The following is a 22,019-nucleotide window of genomic DNA, read 5'->3' on the forward strand; positions in this document are numbered from 1 at the left end:
GCGCAGTCCCGCACAGGGACCGCATGCCGCACCCCGGCGACGCCGATGTCACATTGGAGTTGCCTTGATTTGCTGCAATCTTAGGTTAACGCCTGACGGCACAGCAAAAAGGTAGGGCAGCCCCATGTTCGATGGACTGACAGCCGAAACGCTGGCCCGGATGCAATTCGCATTCACGGTCTCGTTTCACATCATTTTTCCGGCGTTTTCCATCGGGCTCGCCAGCTATCTGGCGGTGCTGAACGCACTGTGGCTGCGCAGCCGCAACGAGACCTATCTCCAGCTTTTCGATTACTGGAAAAAGATCTTTGCCGTGGCCTTCGGCATGGGGGTCGTGTCGGGCATCGTCATGGCCTATCAGTTCGGCACCAACTGGGCCGTGTTCTCGGACAAGACCGGCCCGGTGCTTGGGCCCCTCATGGCCTATGAGGTGCTGTCGGCCTTCTTCCTCGAGGCGGGCTTCCTGGGCATCATGCTCTTTGGCCGCCACCGTGTCGGGGACAATCTGCACATGTTCGCCACGGGCATGGTGGCCATCGGCACGCTGATCTCGGCCACATGGATCTTGTCGGTGAACTCTTGGATGCACACGCCTGCGGGCTTTGCGATGAACGAGGTCGGCCAGTTCGTACCCGAAGACTGGTGGCAGATCGTCTTCAACCCCTCGTTCCCCTACCGTCTGGTGCACATGGTGCTGGCGGCGTTCCTGACCACGGCGCTGGTCGTGGGGGCCACGGGTGCGCTGCACCTTTTGCGCAACCGCGAAGACGCACCGGCACGGCGCATGTTCTCGATGGCGATGTGGATGCTGACGCTGGTGGCGCCCCTGCAAATCCTCGCGGGCGACTTTCACGGGCTGAACACGCTGGAACATCAACCGGCCAAGGTGATGGCGATGGAAGGTCACTATGACAGCCACCCCGAGGGCGCGCCGCTGATCCTGTTCGGCATTCCGAACCCCGAGGAAAAGCGCATTGATTACGCGATTGAAATCCCCAAGCTGTCCAGCCTGATCCTGAAACACGACCTGAACGCGCCGCTTGACGGGCTGGACACCATTCCAGACGAGGACGAGCCGCCCGTGTCGATCGTGTTCTGGAGTTTCCGGGTGATGATCGCCCTTGGCTTTGCCATGCTCGGCCTGGGTCTGTGGAGCCTGTGGCGACGGATGCGCGGGCATCTCTACGACGCGCCGTGGCTGCACCGCGCGGCGGTGGCAATGGGGCCTGCGGGCTTTGTGGCCGTCCTTGCGGGGTGGATCACCACCGAGGTCGGTCGCCAGCCCTTTACCGTCTACGGATTGCTGCGTACCTCGGACAGCCTGTCGCCGGTGGATGCGCCTGCGGTCGCGGCCTCGCTGGTGGCGTTCATCGTGGTCTACTTCTTCATCTTCGGGGCGGGCACGCTCTATCTGCTGGTGATGATGAACAAATTTGTCACCGCGCCGACCCACGAACTGCAGGACGGGCCGATCCGCACCGCGGGCATTACACCGGCCCCACAAACCGGCGACATCACAAAGGACGATACCGATGTTTGAACTCTCTTTCATCTGGGCGGGAATCATCGCCTTCGCGGTGCTGGTCTATGTCATCCTCGATGGTTTCGATCTGGGCGTCGGCATCCTGTTCCCCACAGCCCGCACCGAACGGGAACGCGCGACGATGATGAACTCGATCGCGCCGATCTGGGACGGCAACGAAACCTGGCTGGTGCTGGGCGGCGGCGGGCTGCTGGCGGTGTTTCCGCTGGCCTATGCCATCGTTATGCCAGCACTTTACATGCCGATCATCCTGATGCTGCTGGCGCTGATCTTTCGCGGTGTCGCGTTCGAATACCGCTGGCGCGGCGAGCGGTGGAAACACATCTGGGACCACGCCTTTTTCGGCGGCTCTATCGTGGCGGCATTCATGCAGGGGATAGCACTCGGCGCGCTGGTGCAGGGCATCGACGTCGAGGGCCGCGCCTATTCGGGCGCCTGGTGGGACTGGCTGAGTGCGTTTTCCCTGCTGACGGGCATGGCCGTGGTGGTGGGCTACACTCTGCTGGGCGCATGCTGGCTGAACCTCAAGACCGAGGGCGCGTTGCAGGAACGGATGCGCCGTTATGCGCGGCCCCTGGGCTTTGCCACGCTGGGCTTTATCGGGATCGCAAGCCTGCTGACGCCGTTTCAGGATGTCGAGTACTTTCACCGCTGGTTTGAAGTTCCGGGCGTGATGTTCAGCGTGATCGTGCCCGCCGCCCTTTTGGTCTGTGCCTATGCGCTGTTCACCGGTCTGCGCGACGGCAAGGAACTGCTGCCGTTCATGGCCGCACTGGGGCTGTTCGTGCTGTGCTTCATCGGGATCGGCATCAGCTTTTACCCCAACATCGTCCCCCCCAGCCTGACCATCGTCGAGGCAGCTGCCCCTGACAGCAGCCTGAAGTTCGCGCTGGTCGGCACGGTGGTTCTGGTGCCGCTGATCCTGATCTATACCGCCTATGCCTATTGGGTATTCCGCGGCAAGGTCGATCCCGACGAAGGCTATCACTGATGCCGCCCCGCCTGCGCCGCATCCTGTGGTTTGTCGTGATCTGGATCGCCAGCGTCGCGGCCCTGGGCGTGGTGGCCTTGCTGATCCGTTCGGTGATCTGAGGCTGCTTTGCCCCCCTGAGTATCTCCGGAGCGGTGCACCATAGTCCACGCGAAATACTTCGGCACCTTGACATTCCCCCGCTTCACTTCGATTGACGGCTTGGATAAACGCGAACCTGAAAATGGGGAGGGGGGAGAAGATGCGATTTCTTGCTGGAATTGCCAGGCTGATTTGTGCGGTGAACCTGATCGTCGGCAAAACATTCGCCTGGCTGGCGCTTGCGATTGTTGTCGTGTGTTTCACGGTGGTCGTTCAACGCTATCTTTTTGCGACCAGTTACGTGTGGATGCAGGATCTCTATATCTGGCTGAACGGTGCGATGTTCACGGCAGTGGCGGGATTTGCGCTGCTGCGTGACGATCATGTGCGTGTCGATATCTTCTATCGCCCCGCCAAGATGAAAACGCGCGCGCTGACGGATCTAATCGGGGTGTTCCTCTTTCTGCTGCCCTTCACCTGGATCGTCTATGTGTACTCCATGCCCTTCGTCCAACGCGCCTGGAGCTATCAGGAAGCGTCGGCCAACGTCGGCGGCATGCCCGGTCTCTATATCCTCAAATCATTCATCATCGCCTTTGCGGCGCTGATCGCCTTGCAGGGTGTTGCGATGATCATCCGCTCGATCCTGATCCTCAGCGGCAATGCCGAACTGGTTCCCAAGTCGATCCAATACAATCCCGACCGCATCGCGGCCGACCACCCCGAGGGAGCCGTCTGATGGACCCGGTCTTGATTGGCGAGTTGCTCGCCGCACTGATGTTCTTTGGCGTCATCGGTTTTTTGCTGCTGGGCTTTCCCGTGGCCTTCACCCTTGCGGGCACATCCCTGCTGTTCGGCAGCCTGGGGATGGCGTTCGGGGTCTTCGATCCGTCGAACTTCGGCTCTCTGCCGAACCGCTATATCGGCTTCATGACCAACGAGGTGCTGGTCGCGGTGCCGCTCTTCATCTTCATGGGCGTGATGCTGGAACGCAGCCAGATCGCCGAGCAGCTGCTTTTGACGATGGGCAAGCTTTTCGGCAACATGCGCGGCGGTCTGGGCTTTTCGGTGGTGCTGGTGGGCGCGATGCTGGCCGCCTCGACCGGGGTGGTCGGCGCAACCGTGGTCACGATGGGCCTGATCTCGCTGCCTGCGATGCTGCGGGCGGGCTATGACCCCAAGCTTGCGACGGGCGTGATCTGCGCCAGCGGCACGCTGGGCCAGATCGTGCCGCCCTCGACCGTGCTGATCTTCATGGGCGACATGCTGTCGGGCATCAACTCGCAGGTGCAGATGGCCAAGGGCAACTTTGCCCCCACGCCAGTCTCGGTCGGCGATCTCTTTGCCGGCGCCTTGCTGCCCGGTTTCCTGCTGATCGGGCTCTATCTGTCCTATGTGCTGTTCAAGGCGGTGACCGACCCTGCGTCCTGCCCCGCAACGCCTGTGCCTGCGGACGAAAAAAAGGACCTGCTGCGCGAAGTGGTCGTGGCACTGGTGCCGCCGCTCTTGCTGATCCTGGCCGTGCTCGGCTCGATCCTTGGCGGCATCGCCACCCCGACCGAGGCCGCGTCTGTGGGTGCTGTCGGTGCAATGGTCTTGGCCACCCTGCGCTGGCGCCTGTCGTTTGGCGTGCTGCGCGAAACGGTCGTGGCAACCGCGACAATCACCAGCATGGTCTTTGTGATCCTGCTGGGTGCCTCGGTCTTCTCGGTCGTGTTCCGCATGATGGGCGGCGACAATCTGGTGCACGAATTCCTCAGCAACCTGCCCGGCGGCAGCCTGGCTGCGGTGGCCGTGGTGATGGTCATCATGTTCTTTCTGGGTTTCATCCTCGACACGTTCGAGATCATCTTCATCGTGATCCCGATCACCGCACCTGTGCTTCTGGCACTGGACGTCGATCCGATCTGGCTGGGCGTGATGGTGGGCGTGAATCTGCAGACCTCGTTCCTGACGCCGCCCTTCGGCTTTGCGCTGTTCTACCTGCGCGGCGTCGCCCCGGCGGAGCTTCCGACCAGTGCGATCTACAAGGGGATCATCCCCTTCGTGTTCTTGCAGATCGTGGCAATTGCCATCCTGTTCGCCTTCCCGCAGCTGGTCACGTGGCTGCCACGTCTGATTGCGGGCTGATCCAAGGCCGACGCACAGCAGACAAGAAAAAAGGCCCGGTGTTTCCACCGGGCCTTTTCCTTTGTCGGATCGAAACGATCAGTACTTCAGGTACTTCTCGCGCGCGGCCACATAGGGTGCGTCGATCTTTTCGGTGCGGTTGCGCACCAGGTTCAGCGCCTCGATGAAGCTCTCGGTGGTCTTCTTGACCAGCGGATCGTCACTGGCACGCAGTTCCTCGACCACTTCGACCGATGCCTTGGCACCCGCTTCCATGATGTCGTCGGGGAAGTTGCGCACGATCACGCCGTGGTCGTTGACCAGCGTTTGCAGCGCGCGTGGGTCGTTGGCGTAGAAGTCCGCCGCAACCTGATCGTATTCCGCCTGGCTGACGTCGCGGATGATCGCCTGCAGATCGTCGGGCAGTTCCTGATACTTCTTCTTGTCCACGACTAGTTCGGTCGCCAGACCGGATTCGACGAAGGACGGCATGTAGTAGTTCTTGGCGACCTGATGGAAGCCGAGCGCCAGATCGTTGTAGGGACCGACGAATTCGGCCGCGTCCAGCGTACCCGATTGCAGCGCCTGGAAGATTTCGCCAGCCGCCATGTTGGTGACGGTTGCGCCCAGTTTCTCCCAGACCCGGCCACCCAGGCCCGGTGTGCGGAACCGCACGCCCTTAACGTCCTCGACGCTGTTCAGCTCGTCGCGGAACCAACCGCCGGTCTGCGTGCCGGTGTTGCCCGACAAGAAGCCCTGAACGCCGAACTGGTCATAGATTTCGTCCCAGATTTCCTGACCGCCCAGGAAGCGGACCCAGGCCGTAAGTTCTGGCGTGGTCATGCCGTAGGGAACGCCGGTAAAGAACGACAGCGCGGGCGATTTGTTCTGCCAGTAATAGGCGGCGCCGTGGCTCATCTCGGCGGTGCCGTCGATCACGGCGTCCAGCGATTGCAGTGGCGGCACCAGTTCGCCTGCCGAATAGACCTGAATGGTCAGACGACCACCCGAGGCCGCGGTGACGCGGTCGGCCAGACGCTGCGCGCCGACACCCAGGCCGGGAAAGTTCTTGGGCCAGGTGGTGACCATGCGCCAGGTGATGTTGCCCTGCGCGATTGCCGGTGCTGCCAGCGTGGATGCCGCAGCACCCGCCCCGATCACACCTGCATTACGAATAAATGAACGACGATCCACGATTGTATCCTCCCGAATGTGAAATGTCATAAAGCGTGCCCAGCCTGTTGCCGGACATACTTCTGTGTGTTGATAAACAGTGTTGCGAAGGAATGTCCATGCTGAGCCGGACAGGTGATACATCACGTTTTCACCGGACTGTAACACTCGCGCCCGTGAAAAAATTTTGTTGTGACATCATACATCTGTGGGGCGATCAACCGTTCGCGCGCGCACATCTGCGGGTCATCTTGCCCAAGTTGCCAAGAGCACCGAGGGGCAAGGGAGACCGAAAGCCGGACCGACACGGCCAGAGGACGGACCGCAGAGCATTACGTGACTACTTATGTGATTATCTCGAAAACTTATTTCAGTTTTGATCACGCAAAGCTCTTCTGCATGGCATCTGAAGACAGTTCCTTTTCTAGCTTCCGGGCAGCTGTGTGCGGGCCATAACCCCCGGTCAAGAAGCCTGTTTGTTGATTTAAAAAAGCTCAATTTTATAAACGAAGGTGTAAATATGGCATATGCAATCGCTCCCACTCAACTGGATACCTACGCTGCCGGAATAGACGATATCGCCTACGCTCAGACCGGCGACGGCTATTTTGGCCGGATGTCCCTCCTGGCGATGGGTTTGACCGAGGCCGAGGCGGACGCCGTATTGATGTCTTCGCTGGCGACTGAACCTGGAATTTCGATCACCATGGAAAACTACATGGCATGGCTGCTGCAAGCCGGCGAAAGTTCTGGCAGCACGACCGGCACTCTGGGCACCGACGGGTCCGGCGAAGCAAGCGAACAGTCCGACGATGTGGAAGAAACTGAGCTTACCGACGAAGACATGATGCTGTCTGACGGCACAGACAGCTACGACGGCACAGATCCTTACGACGGCACAGATACTTACGATGGCACAGAGACGTCCGATGGAACCGAGCTGAACGATGATGAATCCGATATGGACACAGAACTAACCGACCTGACGACCGCCTCCGGGGAACAGAGCGTGGACAATGTTGGTACCAATTCGACGATGTCAGGGTTTGGGCCGGACTCCCCCGTGACATGGAGAGATTCCAACATGAAACCGAGCGACGGGGCATTCGACACCGAATTCACGTCCGACAACATCACCGTGCGCGACGACGGCAGCATGTTGATGGAACTGCTGCCAAATCCGGGCGGGGAGTATAATTTCACGGGCGCTGAAATCAGCAGTGCCGAGCCGGTCCTTTACGGAAGGTACGAGATGAGTATCCGTGCCTCCGACCAGGAGGGTGTTCTTTCCACCATGTTCACATACACCGGTGAAAGCGAAGGAAACGAGCACGACGAAATCGACATCGAAATCATGGGCAAGGACCCGACCACCGCGCAGGTCGGCATGTTCCGAGACGGGCAACATGAACTGACGATGATTGATCTGGGCTTTGACTCGTCCGCAGGCTTTAACGACTACGCATTCGAATGGGCGCCGGATTCAATCACGTGGTATGTGAACGACGTGATGGTTCACCAATTCAATGCCAGCGACGGTTATGACATTCCCAGTACCCCCCAGCGTCTGTTTGCAAACTTGTGGGCGAATGATGACAGTGTTCAGGGTTGGGGCGGGTACAAGGACAAGGAAACAGCGACCTCAATGGAGATCGCGGGATATTCCTATACCCCGCTCTGATCGAGATTCCATAACCTTGACGCACGGGCTCCTTGCCAGTCACTTTCGCCGCGCTTCTTCTGCAATGTTGACCTAACCATCGTAGGTGACCCGCCAGATCGTGCCGCCCGTGTCGTCAACCACGTACATCGCACCATCGGGTGCAACGGTCACATCGGCCGGCCGCCCCCAGACTTCGGCGCGGTCGGTGCCGCGCGCCCAGAAACCCGTCATGAAATTCTCATAGGTCCCGACGGGCAACCCGTCCGAAAAGGGCACAAAGACAACCTTGTAGCCCGTCGGCTGCGTCCGGTTCCACGACCCCTTGAGCGCGACAAAGGCCCCGTCCCGAAAGCGTTCGGGAAACATCTCGCCCTCGTAGAACGCCATATCCATCGCCGCCGAATGCGGGTTAAAGATCAGGTCGGGCACTTGGGTGGTCTCCACCAGCTCCGGTTCAAGCTGCGCAAACCCCGGTTGCGGGTTGGTGCCCATATAACTGTAGGGCCAGCCGAAAAATTCGCCCTCGTCCACGCGGATCAGGTAGTCAGGAACCAGATTGTCCCCTGCCCCGTCCCGCTCCTGCACCACGGCAAAGATCGCGCCGGTTTCTGGGTGCACGTCAAGACCCGCAGGGTTGCGCACGCCCGTCACAAGGGTCCGCTGGTCGGAACCATCGGCGGCAAAGCTCTGGATCGTGGCCTTCGGTTCAGGCTCGACCGAGATATTGCCAAGCGAGCCGACCCCGACATAAAGCCGCCCGTCCGGTCCGATTTCGATGTCACGGTTCACATGGCCGTTCATCGCTCCGAACACACCGCTTTCGGTCAGCAGATCCTGACCGGAGAAATCGAACAGCGGCTTGCGGTTCTCGACGGGCGTGGCATCGACGGTCTGGCTGCGCGCGCCGACGTTGCGGATGTTGGGCGATTTATAGGGCTGCGACCAGATGCCTTCGAGATCGGCAATCAGGATTTCATAGTCGAAATCACCCTCGCCGGTCCACGCCCGGTGCGTGATGCCATAGGGCGCGGTAAATGGCTCGAACGCGCGCGAGATGATGTCCGCCACCCCGTCGCCGTCCGTGTCGCGCAGCAGGGTGATATAGCCGCCCGTTTGCATCGACACCAGCAGATCGCCGTTGGGCAGGACATGGCCCTGCCGCGGTGCCTCAAGCCCCTCGGCAAAAAGCGTGGCCGAAAATCCGTCGGGCAGCGCCAACTCGTCCGAAACTTCGCTGGCGCGCAGCGGCGCGTTGGCCACCGGCGGACCCTGATAGGGTTCGGGCAGATCGGCCAGATCGACGCGAAAGCTTTGGCCTATGGCCTGATCCTGTTCGGGGGTGGCCGCGATGGCGCTGATCACCTCCCCGGCGGTGTCGTCCGTTGACGACACGATTTGCGCGTCGCTCGGCGCGGGGCTGGTCTGCGCGTCACTTTGGTCTTGCGCGGCGGCAAAACCGGCAGAGGTGAAGACAGCGACAAGTGCAGTCGTGGTGCGATAGGTGCGAAAGGTACGGGCAGACATGAATGCTCCTTGAGGAAATATCGGTGTTTGAAACGGGCGGGCAGTTGCCGGAAAAATGTTTCAGACACCGAAAGAGTTCCATCAGGGGCGGAAAAACGCGCGGTTTCAGGACCGCGACATGAACCCGCGCAGCTTCAGAACCGCGACGTAGAACACCGGGACAAGGAAAATCCCGATCACCGCCGATGACGCCATCCCCCCAAGCACACCGATGCCGATGGAGTTCTGCGCCCCTGCCCCCGCACCCGAAGCGAGGGCCAGCGGCAAAACCCCCAGCATGAAGGCGAAGGTGGTCATCAGGATCGGACGCAGCCGCTGGCGGGATGCGACCAGCGCCGCGTCGATCACCGATTTGCCCTCGTGCACCTGCGACTGGGCAAATTCCACGATCAGAATGGCGTTGCGCGCCGCAAGGCCGATGGTCGTCAGCAGACCCACCTTGAAGTACACGTCGTTCGACTGTCCCATGAAATAGGCCGCGGCCAGTGCACCCAGGATTCCGACCGGCACGGTCAGCATCACTGCCAGCGGCACGGCCCAGCTTTCGTACAAGGCTGCCAGCGCCAGGAACACGACCAGAGCCGACAGCGCAAAGAGCAGCGGCGCCTGATTGCCAGACAGCCGTTCCTGATAGGACAGGCCGGTCCAGGCGGTGCCGTAGTTGCCGTCGAGTTCTGCGACCAGCTCTTCCATCGCGTCCATGCCGTCGCTTGACGACAGACCCGCCGCTGCGGCCCCGCTCAGCTCCATCCCCCGCGTGCCGCCAAAGCGTGCGACGGCCTGCGGTTCCTGCGTCCAGTTCTGTTCGGAGAAGGCGGCGAAGGAGACCATCTCACCCTGGCTGTTGCGCGCGTACCAGCGGTTGATGTCCTCGGGCTGCGACCGCGTTTCGGCCTGACCCTGCACGATGACGGGACGCAGATCGTTGCCCAGGGCAAAGTCGTTGACCTCGCGACCGGCAAAGATCACCGACAGCATCGCGTTGATTTCGGTGATCGACAGGCCGAAGGCCGCGGCCTTTTGCTGGTCGATATCCAGACGCAGCGCGGTCTGCGTCGCCGCCTCATTGCCGCGCAGCGAGGTGACACGCCCATCGGCCTGCGCATTCGCGACCAGTTGGTTCGCGGCTGCGGCCAACGCTTGTTGCCCCTGCCCGCCATTGTCGGTCAGAAACATCGTAAAGCCCGACGAGCTGCCCAGACCCTGGATCGCAGGCGGTTGCAGAACGAAGATGTTGCCCTGACGGTTGGTAGTGAAGAAATAGCCGTTGGCCCGGTTTACCAGCCCGCCGATGTCAAACCCGTCACGTTCCGCGTAGTCGCGCAGTTTGACGAAGACCATCGCGTTGTTCTGGCCACTGCCGCCAAAGCTGAAGCCAAGTGCGGCAAAGACGGATTCGACCGTATCGCTTTCGGCGTTCAGCAGATAGCCTTCGACCTTCTCGACCAATGCCTTGGTCTGTTCCGTGGTGGACCCGTCTGGGCCCTGGATGATCACCAGCGCCACACCCTGGTCCTCGTTGGGCAGAAACGATCCCGGCAACCGGTCGAATAGGACAACCACGCCAAAGACCACCGCGACCAGCACCAGCAGGGTGCGCATGGGGCGTTTGACATAGCGGGTGACGACGCTGACGTATCCGTTGGTCGCGCGGTCGAGATTGCGGTTGAACCAGCGCGCCGGTGCAATTCCATCGCCGTGCGCGCGTGGCTTGAGAAGGCTCGCACACATTGCGGGTGTGAGGATGACCGCGACGCCCAGCGACAGGACCATGGCGGTAATGATCGTGATCGAGAACTGGCGATAGATCACGCCGGTCGCACCGCCCATAAAGGCCATCGGCAGGAACACCGCAGACAGCACCAGCACGATACCAACCAGCGCCGAGGTGATCTCGTCCATGCTTTTTTCCGTGGCCTCGACCGGGCCGATCCCGTCTTCCTCCATCACGCGCTCGACGTTCTCGACCACCACGATCGCATCGTCGACCAAGAGGCCGATGGCCAGGACCAGCGCGAACATCGTGAGCGTGTTGATGGTGAACCCGGCTGCGGCAAGCACGGCGAACGTGCCCAGCAGGACCACGGGAATGGCAATGACCGGAATAAGCGTGGCCCGCCAGCTTTGCAGGAAGACGAGGATGACGAAGAAGACCAGAACCACAGCCTCGATCAGGGTGTGATAGACCTGCGAGATGGATTCCTCGACGAAGGGCGAGGTGTCGTAGGGATAGACCACATCGACATCCGCAGGCAGCGCACCCGCAATGCCGTCAATCGTCTTGCGCACCGCGGCGGCGGTATCGACCGCATTCGCCCCCGTCGCAAGGTTGACCGCAAAGCCTGCCGCCGGGTTGCCGTTGTGCCGCGCGGCCCCGCCATAGCTTTCCTGACCGATTTCAATTTCGGCCACATCGCCCAGAAACACGGTCGAGCCATCGGGATCGACGCGCAACAGGATGCTTTCGAATTCATCGACCGAGGACAGTTGCGACTGCGCCGAGATCGGCACCGTCATTCGCTGGCCCATGGCGCTGGGTTGCGCACCGAGTTCGCCTACGGTGACGTTGGTGTTCTGCGCTGCCACCGCCGCAGTCACGTCTGCGGGCGTCACCTGGTATTGGACCATCTTCATCGGGTCCATCCAGATCCGCATCGCATAGCCCGAGCCGAAGGTGCTGATTGAACCGACGCCGGGGGTCCGCTTGACCGGGTCCTCGATCAGCTGGGCGATCAGGTCTCCCAGTTCCACCGTCGTCAGGCGCTCGTTCGTGGTGGTCAGCGCGCCGACCAGCAAAATCGAACTGGTCGACCGCGCCACCCGCACGCCTTGCTGTTGGACCACGTCGGGCAATTGCGAGGTGACCAGTTGCAGATTGTTCTGCACCTGCACCTGCGCGATGTCCGCGTCCACGGTGTCATCAAAGGTCAGCGAGATCGACGCCGATCCGGGCGTCGAGTTCGACGTCATGTAGGTCAAGCCATCAAGCGCGGTCATCGCATCCTCGATCACCGTCGTCACCGAGGATTCCACGATCTCCGCCGAAGCGCCCGTGTAGCTTGCGGTGATGCGCACCGTCGTGGGCGCGATCTGCGGGTATTGCTCGATCGCCAGAGAATTGAGGCCAAGTGCCCCGACCAGCATGACGACAAGTGCGATCACCCAGGCAAAAACCGGACGGTGAATGAAAAAACGTGCCATGTGGTTACTCCGTCGCGGACGCGTCGGAGGGCGTCGGTGTCGGCGCGGGGTCGCGCACGACGCCGTTGGCGTCGAATGTGACAGGGACGGACACGACGTCCATCCCTTCGGACAGTCCGGCCAGCCCATCCACGACGATCTTGTCGCCGCTCTCCAGCCCGTCGGTGACGATCCATTGCTGCTCGTAACTGCCCTTTTCGGTCAGATCCCGCTGGCTGACCTTGCCATCGGCCACGACCCAGGCCGACAGATTGCCCAGCTTGTCACGGCTGGTGGCGGATTGCGACACCAGGATCGCGCGCGTGGTGCCGAGGTCGATCTGCCCACGCAGGAACATGCCGGGCAGGATAAGATTGTCGGGGTTGTCGAAGCGAAACCGTGTGTCGATGGACCCGGTCGAGGTCGAGACCGTCACACCCGGCGCGACAAGCGTGCCGCTGCCCTGATAGGTCCGGCCATTTTCCAGTGTCAGCGTCGCCTTCAACGCCTCGTTCAGACGCAAGGTGCCGTCGTTGATCTCGTCCATGATGCTCAGGAACCGCGAGGACGGCTCGTACATGTCCACCTCTATCGGATCAAGCTGGGTGACCGTGGCCATCGCATCGGCCTGCCCTTCCGTCACCAGATCACCGACCGAGACCGAAGCCACACTGGCGACACCGGAAATCGGGCTGGCCACCGTGGTCCAGCCCAGCTGCGCCTTGGCCAGTGTCAGTTCGGCCTGGGCCGCTGTCACAGCCGCACCTGCCTGATCCAGTGCTGCACGCGCGGATTCAAGCTGCGCCTGCGTGCTGCCCGACCCCACCAGACGTTCGGTGCGGATGAACGCCGCCTGCGCTTCGGTCACTTGCGCCTGCGCACTGGACACCTGGGCGGCAGCGCCCGCGACACTGGCCTGATAGGTCGTATCGTCGATCCGAAACATCGGCGCGCCGGCTGTGATGGGACGGCCCGGATCATACAGGATTTCCGTCACCACACCGCTGACCCGTGGCCGGATCGCGGTGGACGATGCCGCAACCGCACGCCCCGGCAGCGTCACGATACGCGGCACATCCTGAAGGGTCGCGTCAACCACGCCGACCTGTTTGGGTGGCATGCCCTGCGCCCTTGCCGAACCGGTCAACGTGATCGCAGCGGCGAGAATGGCGAGCAATGAGAGCGTGAACTTGTTCATGATGTGGGGCAATCCAGTTGGGCAGAGAAAGTGCGAATGTTGCTGGCTGATTGCAGAAACTTGCATACTATGCAATGTTTACTTTCAGGGAAACAAACAGGTGCGCACAGAATGGGCATGAGTCTTCGCCAAAGGCGTCGTTTGCAGACGGCCCGGGACATTCAGATGGCCGCAGTCACCGTCGCCCTGCGCGATGGCTTCGATCAAATGACGACCGAGGCCATCGCCACCGAAGCAGGCATCAGCACGCGCACATTCTTTAACTATTACAACAACAAGCAGGCTGCGATCCTTGGCGAGGCGGTCAGGCTGGACGTGGCGGGCGCGGGCTGGTTTGCCAGCTCCGAGGGCGCGCTGACAGACGACCTTGCGAGGCTTATGGGCCAGGGGCTGAAGGACAATCCGCTGGACCGCGCCGTCCTGCGCAAGATCATCTCTGTCATAGATGCAAACCCGGCTCTGCAGGATCTCTTTCGCACCAAGGTGGACGAGACATCGCTTTCGCTCGCAACGCTGCTGGACGCACGGCTTGGACCGGATATGGCATCGGAGACCCGGCTTCTGGCGGAATTGGCCACCCATGCGCTGACCGAGGCCGTGATGATATGGGCGATGGACGACGCCATGACCCTCGACGATATAACACCCCTGATCAGCGCCAAGCTGCGCAACGTCGGCAAGATTCTGATGCAAGGGGACGCCCGCGTTTGAACGAGGTCTCAGGCGCGCCGTCATCCTCGGGCCGGGTGTCACAGCGCCCGCTCCGATCAGCGCCACGAGTGCGCCGCAAAGCGTGGCGCCGCCACCCTCGGCACTGCGCGCGATCAGCGGCTACAGCGCCCGATAGGCCGAGGCAAAGACAAGGCAGATCAAGACGTCAGAACCGGACTGTTCCACTGTCGCACCCGGTCATTGCAGCCGCCCCTTGGCATGCGCCAGCAAGAGGGTCATCGCGACAACAGTTTCGACAGGGCCTCGACCTCGCCGGGACGCAATTCGTGCCCCCCTTCGTGGATGTGTGTCGTGACCCCGGCCCCTTGTGCATTGGCCCAGTCGATCAACGCCTCGCTCAGCGGCCACGGACAGATCGGGTCTTGCCGCCCCGCAGTGATCAACACGGAGCGACCGGTCAGATCGACCGGACCCGGCGACCACGGGATCAGCGGATGCAGCAGGCCCACACGGTCGAACAGATCGGGGCGCTCCATCACGACCGATGCAAGGATGTTCGCCCCGTTGGAATAACCGAACCCATAGACAGGCGCGCCCGGATGCGTGTCCTTGTGGGCCGCCACAAAGGCCCCCATCCGTGCGGTGCGCATGGCCAGATCGTCCATGTCGTAAACACCTTCGCCCGTGCGCCGAAAGAACCGCGCAGCCCCCCCTTCGAGGACATCGCCGCGCAGCGACACAACACCCGCATCGGGCCGCACCCGACGGGCAAGGTCAAAGAACTGATGTTCGTCCCCGCCGGTGCCGTGAAAGGCAAAGATCAGCGGTGCCCCCTGTTCAGGGGCGCGCGTCAGGGCATGATAGCTGGTCAGCGACATTTCCGGTCTCCTCAGGCGTCGAGTTTGGGCAAGAAGCGTTCGATCTGGGCGCGGTGCGGCTCGTACCGTGTGGGCAGTTTCAGCGCCTGCCCCAGATTTGCGGTGTCTTCGTCGCGGTCGAAGCCCGGCTCGTTGGTGGCAATTTCGAACAGCACGCCACCGGGGGTGCGGAAGTAGATCGCCCAGAAATAATCGCGGTCGATCACCGGCGTCACCTGATAGCCTGTGTCCATCAACGCGCGGCGCACCTCAAGCTGTGCTGCGCGGTCCTCGACCGCAAAGGCAATGTGGTGCACCGACCCCGCGCCCTGCGACGCGGTGCGCGCATCGTCTTGCTGTTCCAGATCAATCGTATCGGCGGCATTGCCGCCTTCGATCCGGTAACGTGTAACGGCACCGTCGGTTTCATCCTTCTGATAGCCCATGAAACCCAAAAGCTCGGCCGTGGCGGCCGCATCGCGCAGGCGCATCCGCGCACCGTGAAAGCCCAGTATACCCGCCTCTTGCGGCACCCCCGCCCCGGTCCAGGGCGTCCGGTCGCGTGTTTCGGTTTCAACCAGCGCAAAGCCGTCGCCGTCAGGGCCGCTGAACGCGAGACGATCCTCGCCAAGAAAGCTGCCCTCGCTCAGACCCTTGACGCCTTTCGCAGCCAGACGGTCCTTCCAATAGGGCAGCGCCCCCTTTGCGACCGCAAATTCGGTTACGCCAACCTCGCCGGTGCCGCGTTTGCCGCGTGGCATCTGGCCGAAGGGAAAATAGGTCATCACCGAACCGGGGGTGCCGATCTCGTCGCCGTAATAGAGGTGGTAGACCTCGGGCGAGTCGAAGTTCACCGTCTTCTTGACCCGGCGCAGGCCGAGGGTGTCGATAAAGAAACTGTTGTTTTGCCGGGCGTCCGCTGCCATCGAAGTGACGTGGTGCAGGCCTTTGATGTCCTTGATCATTTTAATCTCCATCGTCCTTTTGGCTGTCATGGCCCCAAGATAGGGGCTTTCTTCATTGCTAAAAATAGAAATCTAGCTTCATTTACTATTGCCACAAATCAACAGAGTGGACGCCATGCAGACCCTCAAGCCGATCCGCGTCTTTCTCGAAATCGTGGCCCAAGGCAGCTTTGTCGGTGCCGCGCGCAGCCTGCACATGACGCCCGCGTCGATCACCCGCATCGTGGCACAGCTTGAGGACGATCTGGGCCAACAACTGCTGACACGCACCACGCGGCAGATTTCCCTGACCGGCGCGGGCGCGGTCGTGGCCGCGCGCTACCGTCCGGTGCTGGATGAGTTCGATCGCATCACCCAAGAGATCACCCGTGCCACGCAACCCAACAAGGGACGCCTTGCGATCAACGCGCCGCTGTCGTTCGGCATGCGCATGTTGCCGGGGCTGATCGACAGTTTTCGCCTCGCCTATCCGCAGATCGAGGTCGATGTGCAACTGACCGACACGCTGGTCGATATCCTCGAGGAAAGCTGCGACCTGGCCATTCGCATTTCCGGCCCGCCGACCGACAAATCGACCATCTGGCGGCGGATCTGCATGGTGCCGCGCGCCATCGTGGCAGGGCCTGCCCTGTTCGACCGGATCACCAGACCCCAGACCCCCGCAGAGCTTGATCCCGCCTTTTGCCTGTCCTACGGGCGCGGTCTTCAGCCCGAAACCTGGGTGTTCGGCGGCACCGGCGCGACCCGCACGGTGCGCGCCGGAACCAAGGTCGTCTCCAACAACGGCGAACTGCTGCTGGCATTGGCGATGGCTGGCAACGGCATGGTCAACCTGCCCCGTTTCCTTGTGCAGGACGCCATCGACCGCGGAAAGGTTATCGAAGTGCTGCAAGATTGCGAGGTCACGCCCCTCAACCTGATGCTCTACTATCCCCCCTACGACGCCCTGCCGCCGCTGGTCGCCACCTTCACCGAGTTCTTCGAGGCGTATATCCGCGATTTTCAAAGCTTCGACTTCAGGTTCTAGGACAAGACAGCCTGCCGCCGGGTCATACGTGCTGGTCCCGAACCGTTTTGAGCTATCTATGCAGGGCCGCAACCGACTTTGTGCGGGCGCCGACATCAAGGTTCAACGCAGTACGCCGCCACGGCGTCTTGAACACGTGATGCGCGTGCGTCCCGCCCGGAGGCGAAGATTTTGATGTGAAGGGGCAAGAGATGTTTTCACGCCTAGGACGGGCAATCACAGCCCTCGCCAGTTTGCTGTTCCTTAACGCCTGTTCGGTGTTCGGCAGCGCGGCCGCGCCAGAACCAGAATACAGCGTGACCCTGTCAGAGCCACCGTTCGAGGTGCGGGACTACGGCGAACTGGTTGTGGTCAAGACCCCGATGGACGACGGATCGCGCGCGGCCTTTGGGCGTCTGTTCGACTATATCTCGGGGGCCAATGCGGGGGCACGCGACATCGCCATGACCGCCCCCGTGTTGAATGCTGACCTTTCGGAGGGATCGAAGATTGCCATGACAGCGCCGGTCCTGCAAAGCCGCGACGCCGCGCGCGAGATGATCTTTGTCTTGCCCACGGGGATGACGCTGGACGCCGCCCCCGTGCCGACCGACCCCGCCGTTACCCTGCGCACCATTCCGCCGCGCCGGGTCGCGGTGGTGCGGTATTCGGGGTTCATGGCGCGGTCAGCGGCAACCCAGAAAGCCCGCCTTCGCGACTGGATGGCGGCCAGGAACCTCACAGCACAGGGCACGGCGGAAGTGGCGGGATACAACCCGCCCTGGACCCTGCCACCCTGGCGTCGCAACGAGGTGCTGATCCCGGTGACAGGCGATTGATCCGGCCAGACCCAAACGCCCGCGTGCAGGCCGCCCCCCACCGCTAGATCACATGGTGTCCGCGAAATTCAGCCATCACGCATCCAACCCGCCAAAGTGAAACGCCTTGGTTTCAAGGTATTCCTCGATCCCTTCCTGCGCCCCTTCACGCCCCAGCCCGGATGCCTTCACCCCGCCGAACGGCGCCTCTGCGTGGCTCACGGCACCGGTGTTCAGCCCCACCAGCCCCACTTCCAGCGCCTCGCCAAAGCGGAAGGCGCGGGCCATGTTGGTGGTAAAGAAATAGGCCGCCAGACCGAAGGGCGTGCCATTGGCAATGTCCAGCGCCTCGGCCTCGGTCTCGAACTTGAAGATCGGGGCGACGGGCCCAAAGGTTTCCTCGCCCGCCAGCTGCATCTCGGTCGTGGCACCGACCAGCACGACCGGATCGGCATAATGCGCGCCCAGATCGCGCGTCGCCGTCGCGCGGTGCGCGCCCTTGGACAACGCATCCGCGACATGCGCGTTGATCTTTTCGATCGCGGCGGCATTGATCATCGGGCCGATCATCGTGCCCTCTGCCGTGCCGGGCCCAACTGTCAGCGCGTCGACACGTGCCGCCAGCGCGCTGACAAAAGCGTCGTGAATGCCCGACTGCACCAGGATGCGGTTGGCACAAACGCACGTCTGCCCGCCATTGCGGAACTTCGACTGCATCGCCCCTTCGACTGCCGCGTCCAGATCGGCATCGTCAAAGACGATGAACGGCGCGTTGCCGCCAAGTTCCAGCGACATATTCTTCAGCGTCGGCGCACATTGTTCAGCCAGCAGCGCACCCACGCGGGTCGAGCCGGTGAACGACAATTTGCGCACCACCGGCGAGGCGGTCAGCGTCGCCCCGATCACTTCGGGACGGCCTGTCAGGATGTTCAGAACACCTGCGGGAATACCGGCCCGTTCGGCCAGTACACCCAGCGCCAGCGCAGAATAGGGGGTGAAGTCCGACGGCTTGATGACCATCGTGCAGCCTGCGGCCAGACCGGGGGCCACCTTGCGCGTGATCATCGCGATGGGAAAGTTCCACGGGGTGATGATGGCACAGACGCCCACGGGCTCTTTCATCGCGAACAGCTTCTTGCCCGCGACCGGCGAGGGGATGATGTGCCCGTTGATCCGCCGCGCCTCTTCCGCGAACCAGCGCACGAAGGAGGCACCGTACATGACCTCGCCCTTGGCCTCGGCCAGCGGCTTGCCCTGCTCGGCGGTCAGGATCTGCGCCAGATCGTCGGCGTGATCCAGCATCAACTGATACCAGCGCATCAGCAGGTCCGCACGCTCGGCATGGGTGCGCTTGCGCCAACCCTTCATCGCCGCGTCGGCGGCGTCGATGGCGGCTGTGGTTTCTTCCGCCGTGCTGTCGGGCATGTGGCCCATGACGTCGCCGCTTGCAGGATTGGTCACGGGCATATCAGCGCGGGCAATCCACTGCCCGTTGATCAACGCCGCTTCGCGGAACAGATCGGGGTCGGCCAACGTGCTGCGCAGATCGGCGGTGATTTGGTCTTGCAGGGTCATGGTCAATCCTCCAGCGCGGCGCAGACAGCCGCTGTGATGTCATCCGTGGTGTTCTGGCCCGGTCGGGTTCCGATGCCCTTGGCCGTCGCGGCCTCGATCGCGGCCAACACGGCAGCGGCGGCGTCCGTCTCGCCCAGATGTTCCAGCATCTGCGCGCCGGACCAGATCGCGGCGATCGGGTTGGCGATGTTCTTGCCTGCGATGTCGGGGGCCGATCCGTGCACGGGTTCGAACATCGACGGGCCGGACCGGTCGGGGCAGATGTTGGCCGACGCGGCAAATCCAAGGCCCCCCTGAATGGCAGCCCCCAGATCGGTCAGGATGTCGCCAAAGAGGTTCGACGCCACCACCACGTCCAGATCCTGCGGGTTCATCACCATCTTGGCGGCCATCGCGTCGATGTGCATGTGGCTGACCGTCACGTCGGGGTATTCGGCGGCCAGTTCGCGCGTCACCTCGTCCCAGAACACCATCGAATATTTCTGCGCGTTCGATTTGGTCACCGACGTCAGATGCTTGCGCCGCGCCTGCGCCTGTTCAAAGCCAAAGCGCAGGATGCGCTCGACGCCGACGCGGGTGAAGACCGACGTCTCGACCGCCACCTCGTTGTCCTTGCCCTGATGCACACGCCCGCCTGCACCGGAATATTCGCCTTCGGTGTTTTCGCGGATGCACAGGATGTCAAATTCCGACGCTTTCAACGGGCCTTCGACCCCGGCCAGCAGGCGGTGGGGACGGATGTTGGCATATTGGTCGAACGCCTTGCGGATCGGCAGCAACAGCCCGTGCAGCGACACTGCATCCGGCACCGTATCGGGCCAGCCGACCGCGCCCAGAAAGATGGCGTCAAAGCTGCGCAGCGTGTCGATCCCGTCGGCGGGCATCATCGCACCGGTCTTGACGTAGTAGTCGCACGACCAAGGAAAGCTCTGCGGTTCCAGCGCAAAACCAAAGCGGTCGGCGGCGACGTTCAGCACGCGCATCGCCGCATCGGTCACGTCAACGCCGATGCCGTCACCGGGGATCAGCGCGAGTTTGTAAGTGGTCATGTCTTTCTCCTTGCTGGTGCGCGACCCCGTCACAGGTCGATCAGCACCGATTTCTTGCGCCGGTTGGCATGGTAGGCTTCGCGCCCCAGATCATGGCCCAGCCCGCTGGATTTCCACCCCGTTGTCGGCAGAATATGGTCGCGCGACCGGCCATAGCGGTTGACCCAGACCGTGCCCGCCTCAAGCTTGCGGGTCAGGCGCATGGCCCGGCTCAGGTCGCGGGTGAACAGGCCCGCGCACAGGCCATAGGTGGCATGGCTGGCCAGCGCCATTGCCTCGTCCTCGGAGGTAAAGGTCTGGAACGTGGCGACGGGGCCAAAGATTTCGTCGCGTACCGCAGGGTTGGTGTCATCCACGCCCGCGATCAGCGTAGGTTGGTAATAGCTGCCTTTGCAGTCGAACCGCGCGCCGCCGCAGAGCATCTGAGCGCCCTGCCCTGCGGACGCTTGCACGATGCTGTCGATCCGGCCCAGCTGCGTCTCTGAAATGATCGGGGAAAACCCCGGCTCGGTGGCGAATGTATCGGCCGGGCGATACCGCGCAAACCGCTGCGTCAGCTTGTCCGCCAATGCATCGGCCACCTCTTGCGCCACGATCATGCGCGACCCCGAAACGCAGGCCTGGCCTGCGTTGGACATGATGCCACGGTCCAGACAGTCCGTCGCCAGATCCAGATCGGCGTCGGCAAAGACCACCATCGGGCTCTTGCCGCCCAGCTCCAGCGTCATCGGCTTGATGCCGGTGCGCGCGATGTTCTCCATGATGGCGCCGCCAGCGCGGGTCGATCCGGTGAACGATACCTTGTCGATGCCCGCATGGCCGGTGATCGCGGTGCCCGTGGTCGGACCATCGCCCAGCACGACGTTGAAGATACCCGCAGGGATGCCCGCCCGCACCGCCAGTTCAGCCATGAAAAGCGTCGAATAGGGCGTCATCTCGGACGGCTTCAACACCACGGCATTGCCCGCCGCCAGCGCAGGCCCCAGTTTCCAGCCCGCCATAGAGATCGGAAAGTTCCAGGGCGTAATCGCGCCGATCACACCATAAGGTTCATCCGCGATATAGCCGAAGTGATTGTCGGACACCGGTGCCAGCGCCCCGCCTTCCTTGTCCGCGAATTCGGCAAAGAACCGGATCTGCTCGGCGGTCACGACGATGTCGCCCGTCAGAACATGCGCGTAGGGGCGCGACGAGCAGATGGCTTCCAGTGCCGCAAGCATCTCGGCTTCGGCCTCCATCAGGTCAGCCCAGGCGCACAGCGCACGGGTCCGGTCGCGGGGCTGCATGCCGCCCCAGTTCGACGAAGCCAGCGCCTTGCGCGCGGATCGGACTGCTTGGTCGACCATGTCCGCGTCAGCGCAGGGGATGTCACCGATGGCAGCACCTGTCGACGGCGACACCACCGGGATCGCCGCAGGGCCCGCGACATACGCGCCGCCGATATAATGCGCGTCGGGAAGGGACAAACCACTGCGGTCATAGGCAAAGGACATCGGACACCTCGTACTTGGAAGAGTTGCGTACATAATCGCGCGGGATATGTACAAGAAGGTACTGAATGCTCCGGCTGCCCGGCATCTTACGCCACGGGGCCCGCATCAGCGGCAGAATATTT

Annotated in this window: 18 protein-coding genes; 9 read left to right on the forward strand and 9 right to left on the reverse strand. The window is 62.3% G+C overall.

Annotated features, from left to right (window positions below; all coding sequences use genetic code 11):
• Nucleotides 1–124: 124 nt before the first annotated feature.
• The 5 genes from NTA49_RS04735 (at nt 125) to NTA49_RS04755 (ending at nt 4,745) form a co-directional block, all read left to right on the forward strand.
• Nucleotides 125–1,540 (forward strand): cytochrome ubiquinol oxidase subunit I, encoded by a 1,416-nt coding sequence (locus NTA49_RS04735; protein ID WP_258293510.1) that lies wholly within the window; start codon nt 125–127, stop codon nt 1,538–1,540.
• Nucleotides 1,533–2,534, forward strand: a complete 1,002-nt coding sequence (gene cydB, locus NTA49_RS04740) for a cytochrome d ubiquinol oxidase subunit II (RefSeq protein ID WP_258293511.1) — start codon at nt 1,533–1,535, stop codon at nt 2,532–2,534. Before NTA49_RS04735 ends, cydB begins: the two co-directional genes overlap by 8 nt.
• Entirely contained in the window at nt 2,534–2,635 is a 102-nt protein-coding gene (locus NTA49_RS04745) for a DUF2474 family protein (protein WP_258293512.1), read from the forward strand. Before cydB ends, NTA49_RS04745 begins: the two co-directional genes overlap by 1 nt.
• A gap of 140 nt (nt 2,636–2,775) precedes the next feature.
• Nucleotides 2,776–3,354 (forward strand): TRAP transporter small permease subunit, encoded by a 579-nt coding sequence (locus NTA49_RS04750; protein ID WP_258293513.1) that lies wholly within the window; start codon nt 2,776–2,778, stop codon nt 3,352–3,354.
• The gene (locus tag NTA49_RS04755) at nt 3,354–4,745 is read left to right on the forward strand and encodes a TRAP transporter large permease (protein ID WP_261368129.1); all 1,392 of its coding nucleotides are present in this window, start codon (nt 3,354–3,356) and stop codon (nt 4,743–4,745) included. Before NTA49_RS04750 ends, NTA49_RS04755 begins: the two co-directional genes overlap by 1 nt.
• A 78-nt stretch (nt 4,746–4,823) precedes the next feature.
• Here NTA49_RS04755 and NTA49_RS04760 read toward each other — a convergent pair whose 3' ends face one another.
• Nucleotides 4,824–5,918, reverse strand: a complete 1,095-nt coding sequence (locus NTA49_RS04760; RefSeq protein ID WP_258293514.1) for a TRAP transporter substrate-binding protein — start codon at nt 5,916–5,918, stop codon at nt 4,824–4,826.
• 499 nt (nt 5,919–6,417) lie between these two features.
• On the opposite strand from NTA49_RS04760, the gene NTA49_RS04765 reads away from it, so the two are divergent.
• Nucleotides 6,418–7,578, forward strand: coding sequence for a family 16 glycosylhydrolase (locus NTA49_RS04765; RefSeq protein ID WP_258293515.1), 1,161 nt, complete (start codon nt 6,418–6,420; stop codon nt 7,576–7,578).
• 72 nt (nt 7,579–7,650) lie between these two features.
• Here the strand turns inward: NTA49_RS04765 and NTA49_RS04770 are convergent, their stop codons facing one another.
• The 3 genes from NTA49_RS04770 to NTA49_RS04780 all read right to left on the reverse strand — a co-directional run bounded on the left by NTA49_RS04770 (nt 7,651) and on the right by NTA49_RS04780 (nt 13,462).
• The gene (locus NTA49_RS04770; protein WP_258293516.1) at nt 7,651–9,084 is read right to left on the reverse strand and encodes a PQQ-dependent sugar dehydrogenase; all 1,434 of its coding nucleotides are present in this window, start codon (nt 9,082–9,084) and stop codon (nt 7,651–7,653) included.
• Between the two features lie 105 nt (nt 9,085–9,189).
• Nucleotides 9,190–12,285 (reverse strand): efflux RND transporter permease subunit, encoded by a 3,096-nt coding sequence (locus tag NTA49_RS04775; RefSeq protein ID WP_258293517.1) that lies wholly within the window; start codon nt 12,283–12,285, stop codon nt 9,190–9,192.
• A gap of 4 nt (nt 12,286–12,289) precedes the next feature.
• Entirely contained in the window at nt 12,290–13,462 is a 1,173-nt protein-coding gene (locus NTA49_RS04780; RefSeq protein ID WP_258293518.1) for an efflux RND transporter periplasmic adaptor subunit, read from the reverse strand.
• A gap of 165 nt (nt 13,463–13,627) precedes the next feature.
• On the opposite strand from NTA49_RS04780, the gene NTA49_RS04785 reads away from it, so the two are divergent.
• Nucleotides 13,628–14,173 (forward strand): TetR/AcrR family transcriptional regulator, encoded by a 546-nt coding sequence (locus NTA49_RS04785; protein ID WP_258293519.1) that lies wholly within the window; start codon nt 13,628–13,630, stop codon nt 14,171–14,173.
• A 236-nt stretch (nt 14,174–14,409) separates the two neighbouring features.
• Here the strand turns inward: NTA49_RS04785 and NTA49_RS04790 are convergent, their stop codons facing one another.
• Together NTA49_RS04790 and NTA49_RS04795 are read right to left on the reverse strand one after the other, a co-directional pair.
• Nucleotides 14,410–15,012, reverse strand: a complete 603-nt coding sequence (locus NTA49_RS04790; protein ID WP_258293520.1) for an alpha/beta hydrolase — start codon at nt 15,010–15,012, stop codon at nt 14,410–14,412.
• Between the two features lie 11 nt (nt 15,013–15,023).
• A complete protein-coding gene (locus tag NTA49_RS04795; RefSeq protein WP_261368154.1) occupies nt 15,024–15,956 on the reverse strand; it encodes a VOC family protein in 933 nt (310 codons plus the stop codon).
• Between the two features lie 115 nt (nt 15,957–16,071).
• On the opposite strand from NTA49_RS04795, the gene NTA49_RS04800 reads away from it, so the two are divergent.
• Nucleotides 16,072–16,983 (forward strand): LysR family transcriptional regulator, encoded by a 912-nt coding sequence (locus NTA49_RS04800; protein ID WP_258293522.1) that lies wholly within the window; start codon nt 16,072–16,074, stop codon nt 16,981–16,983.
• A gap of 191 nt (nt 16,984–17,174) precedes the next feature.
• The gene (locus NTA49_RS04805) at nt 17,175–17,801 is read left to right on the forward strand and encodes an SOUL family heme-binding protein (RefSeq protein ID WP_258293523.1); all 627 of its coding nucleotides are present in this window, start codon (nt 17,175–17,177) and stop codon (nt 17,799–17,801) included.
• A gap of 75 nt (nt 17,802–17,876) precedes the next feature.
• Here NTA49_RS04805 and NTA49_RS04810 read toward each other — a convergent pair whose 3' ends face one another.
• From NTA49_RS04810 to NTA49_RS04820, 3 genes are read right to left on the reverse strand one after another with little or no spacing between them, the layout of a single operon-like run.
• On the reverse strand, nt 17,877–19,355 hold the full coding sequence (locus tag NTA49_RS04810; RefSeq protein ID WP_284700559.1) for an NAD-dependent succinate-semialdehyde dehydrogenase: 1,479 nt from the start codon (nt 19,353–19,355) through the stop codon (nt 17,877–17,879).
• Nucleotides 19,356–19,357: 2 nt separating this feature from the next.
• The gene (locus NTA49_RS04815; RefSeq protein ID WP_258293524.1) at nt 19,358–20,404 is read right to left on the reverse strand and encodes a tartrate dehydrogenase; all 1,047 of its coding nucleotides are present in this window, start codon (nt 20,402–20,404) and stop codon (nt 19,358–19,360) included.
• Between the two features lie 29 nt (nt 20,405–20,433).
• On the reverse strand, nt 20,434–21,897 hold the full coding sequence (locus NTA49_RS04820) for an aldehyde dehydrogenase family protein (RefSeq protein WP_258293525.1): 1,464 nt from the start codon (nt 21,895–21,897) through the stop codon (nt 20,434–20,436).
• Between the last annotated feature and the right edge of the window lie 122 nt (nt 21,898–22,019).

This window comes from Pseudosulfitobacter koreensis (assembly GCF_024733015.1).
In the GTDB taxonomy this organism is placed as follows: domain Bacteria; phylum Pseudomonadota; class Alphaproteobacteria; order Rhodobacterales; family Rhodobacteraceae; genus Pseudosulfitobacter; species Pseudosulfitobacter koreensis.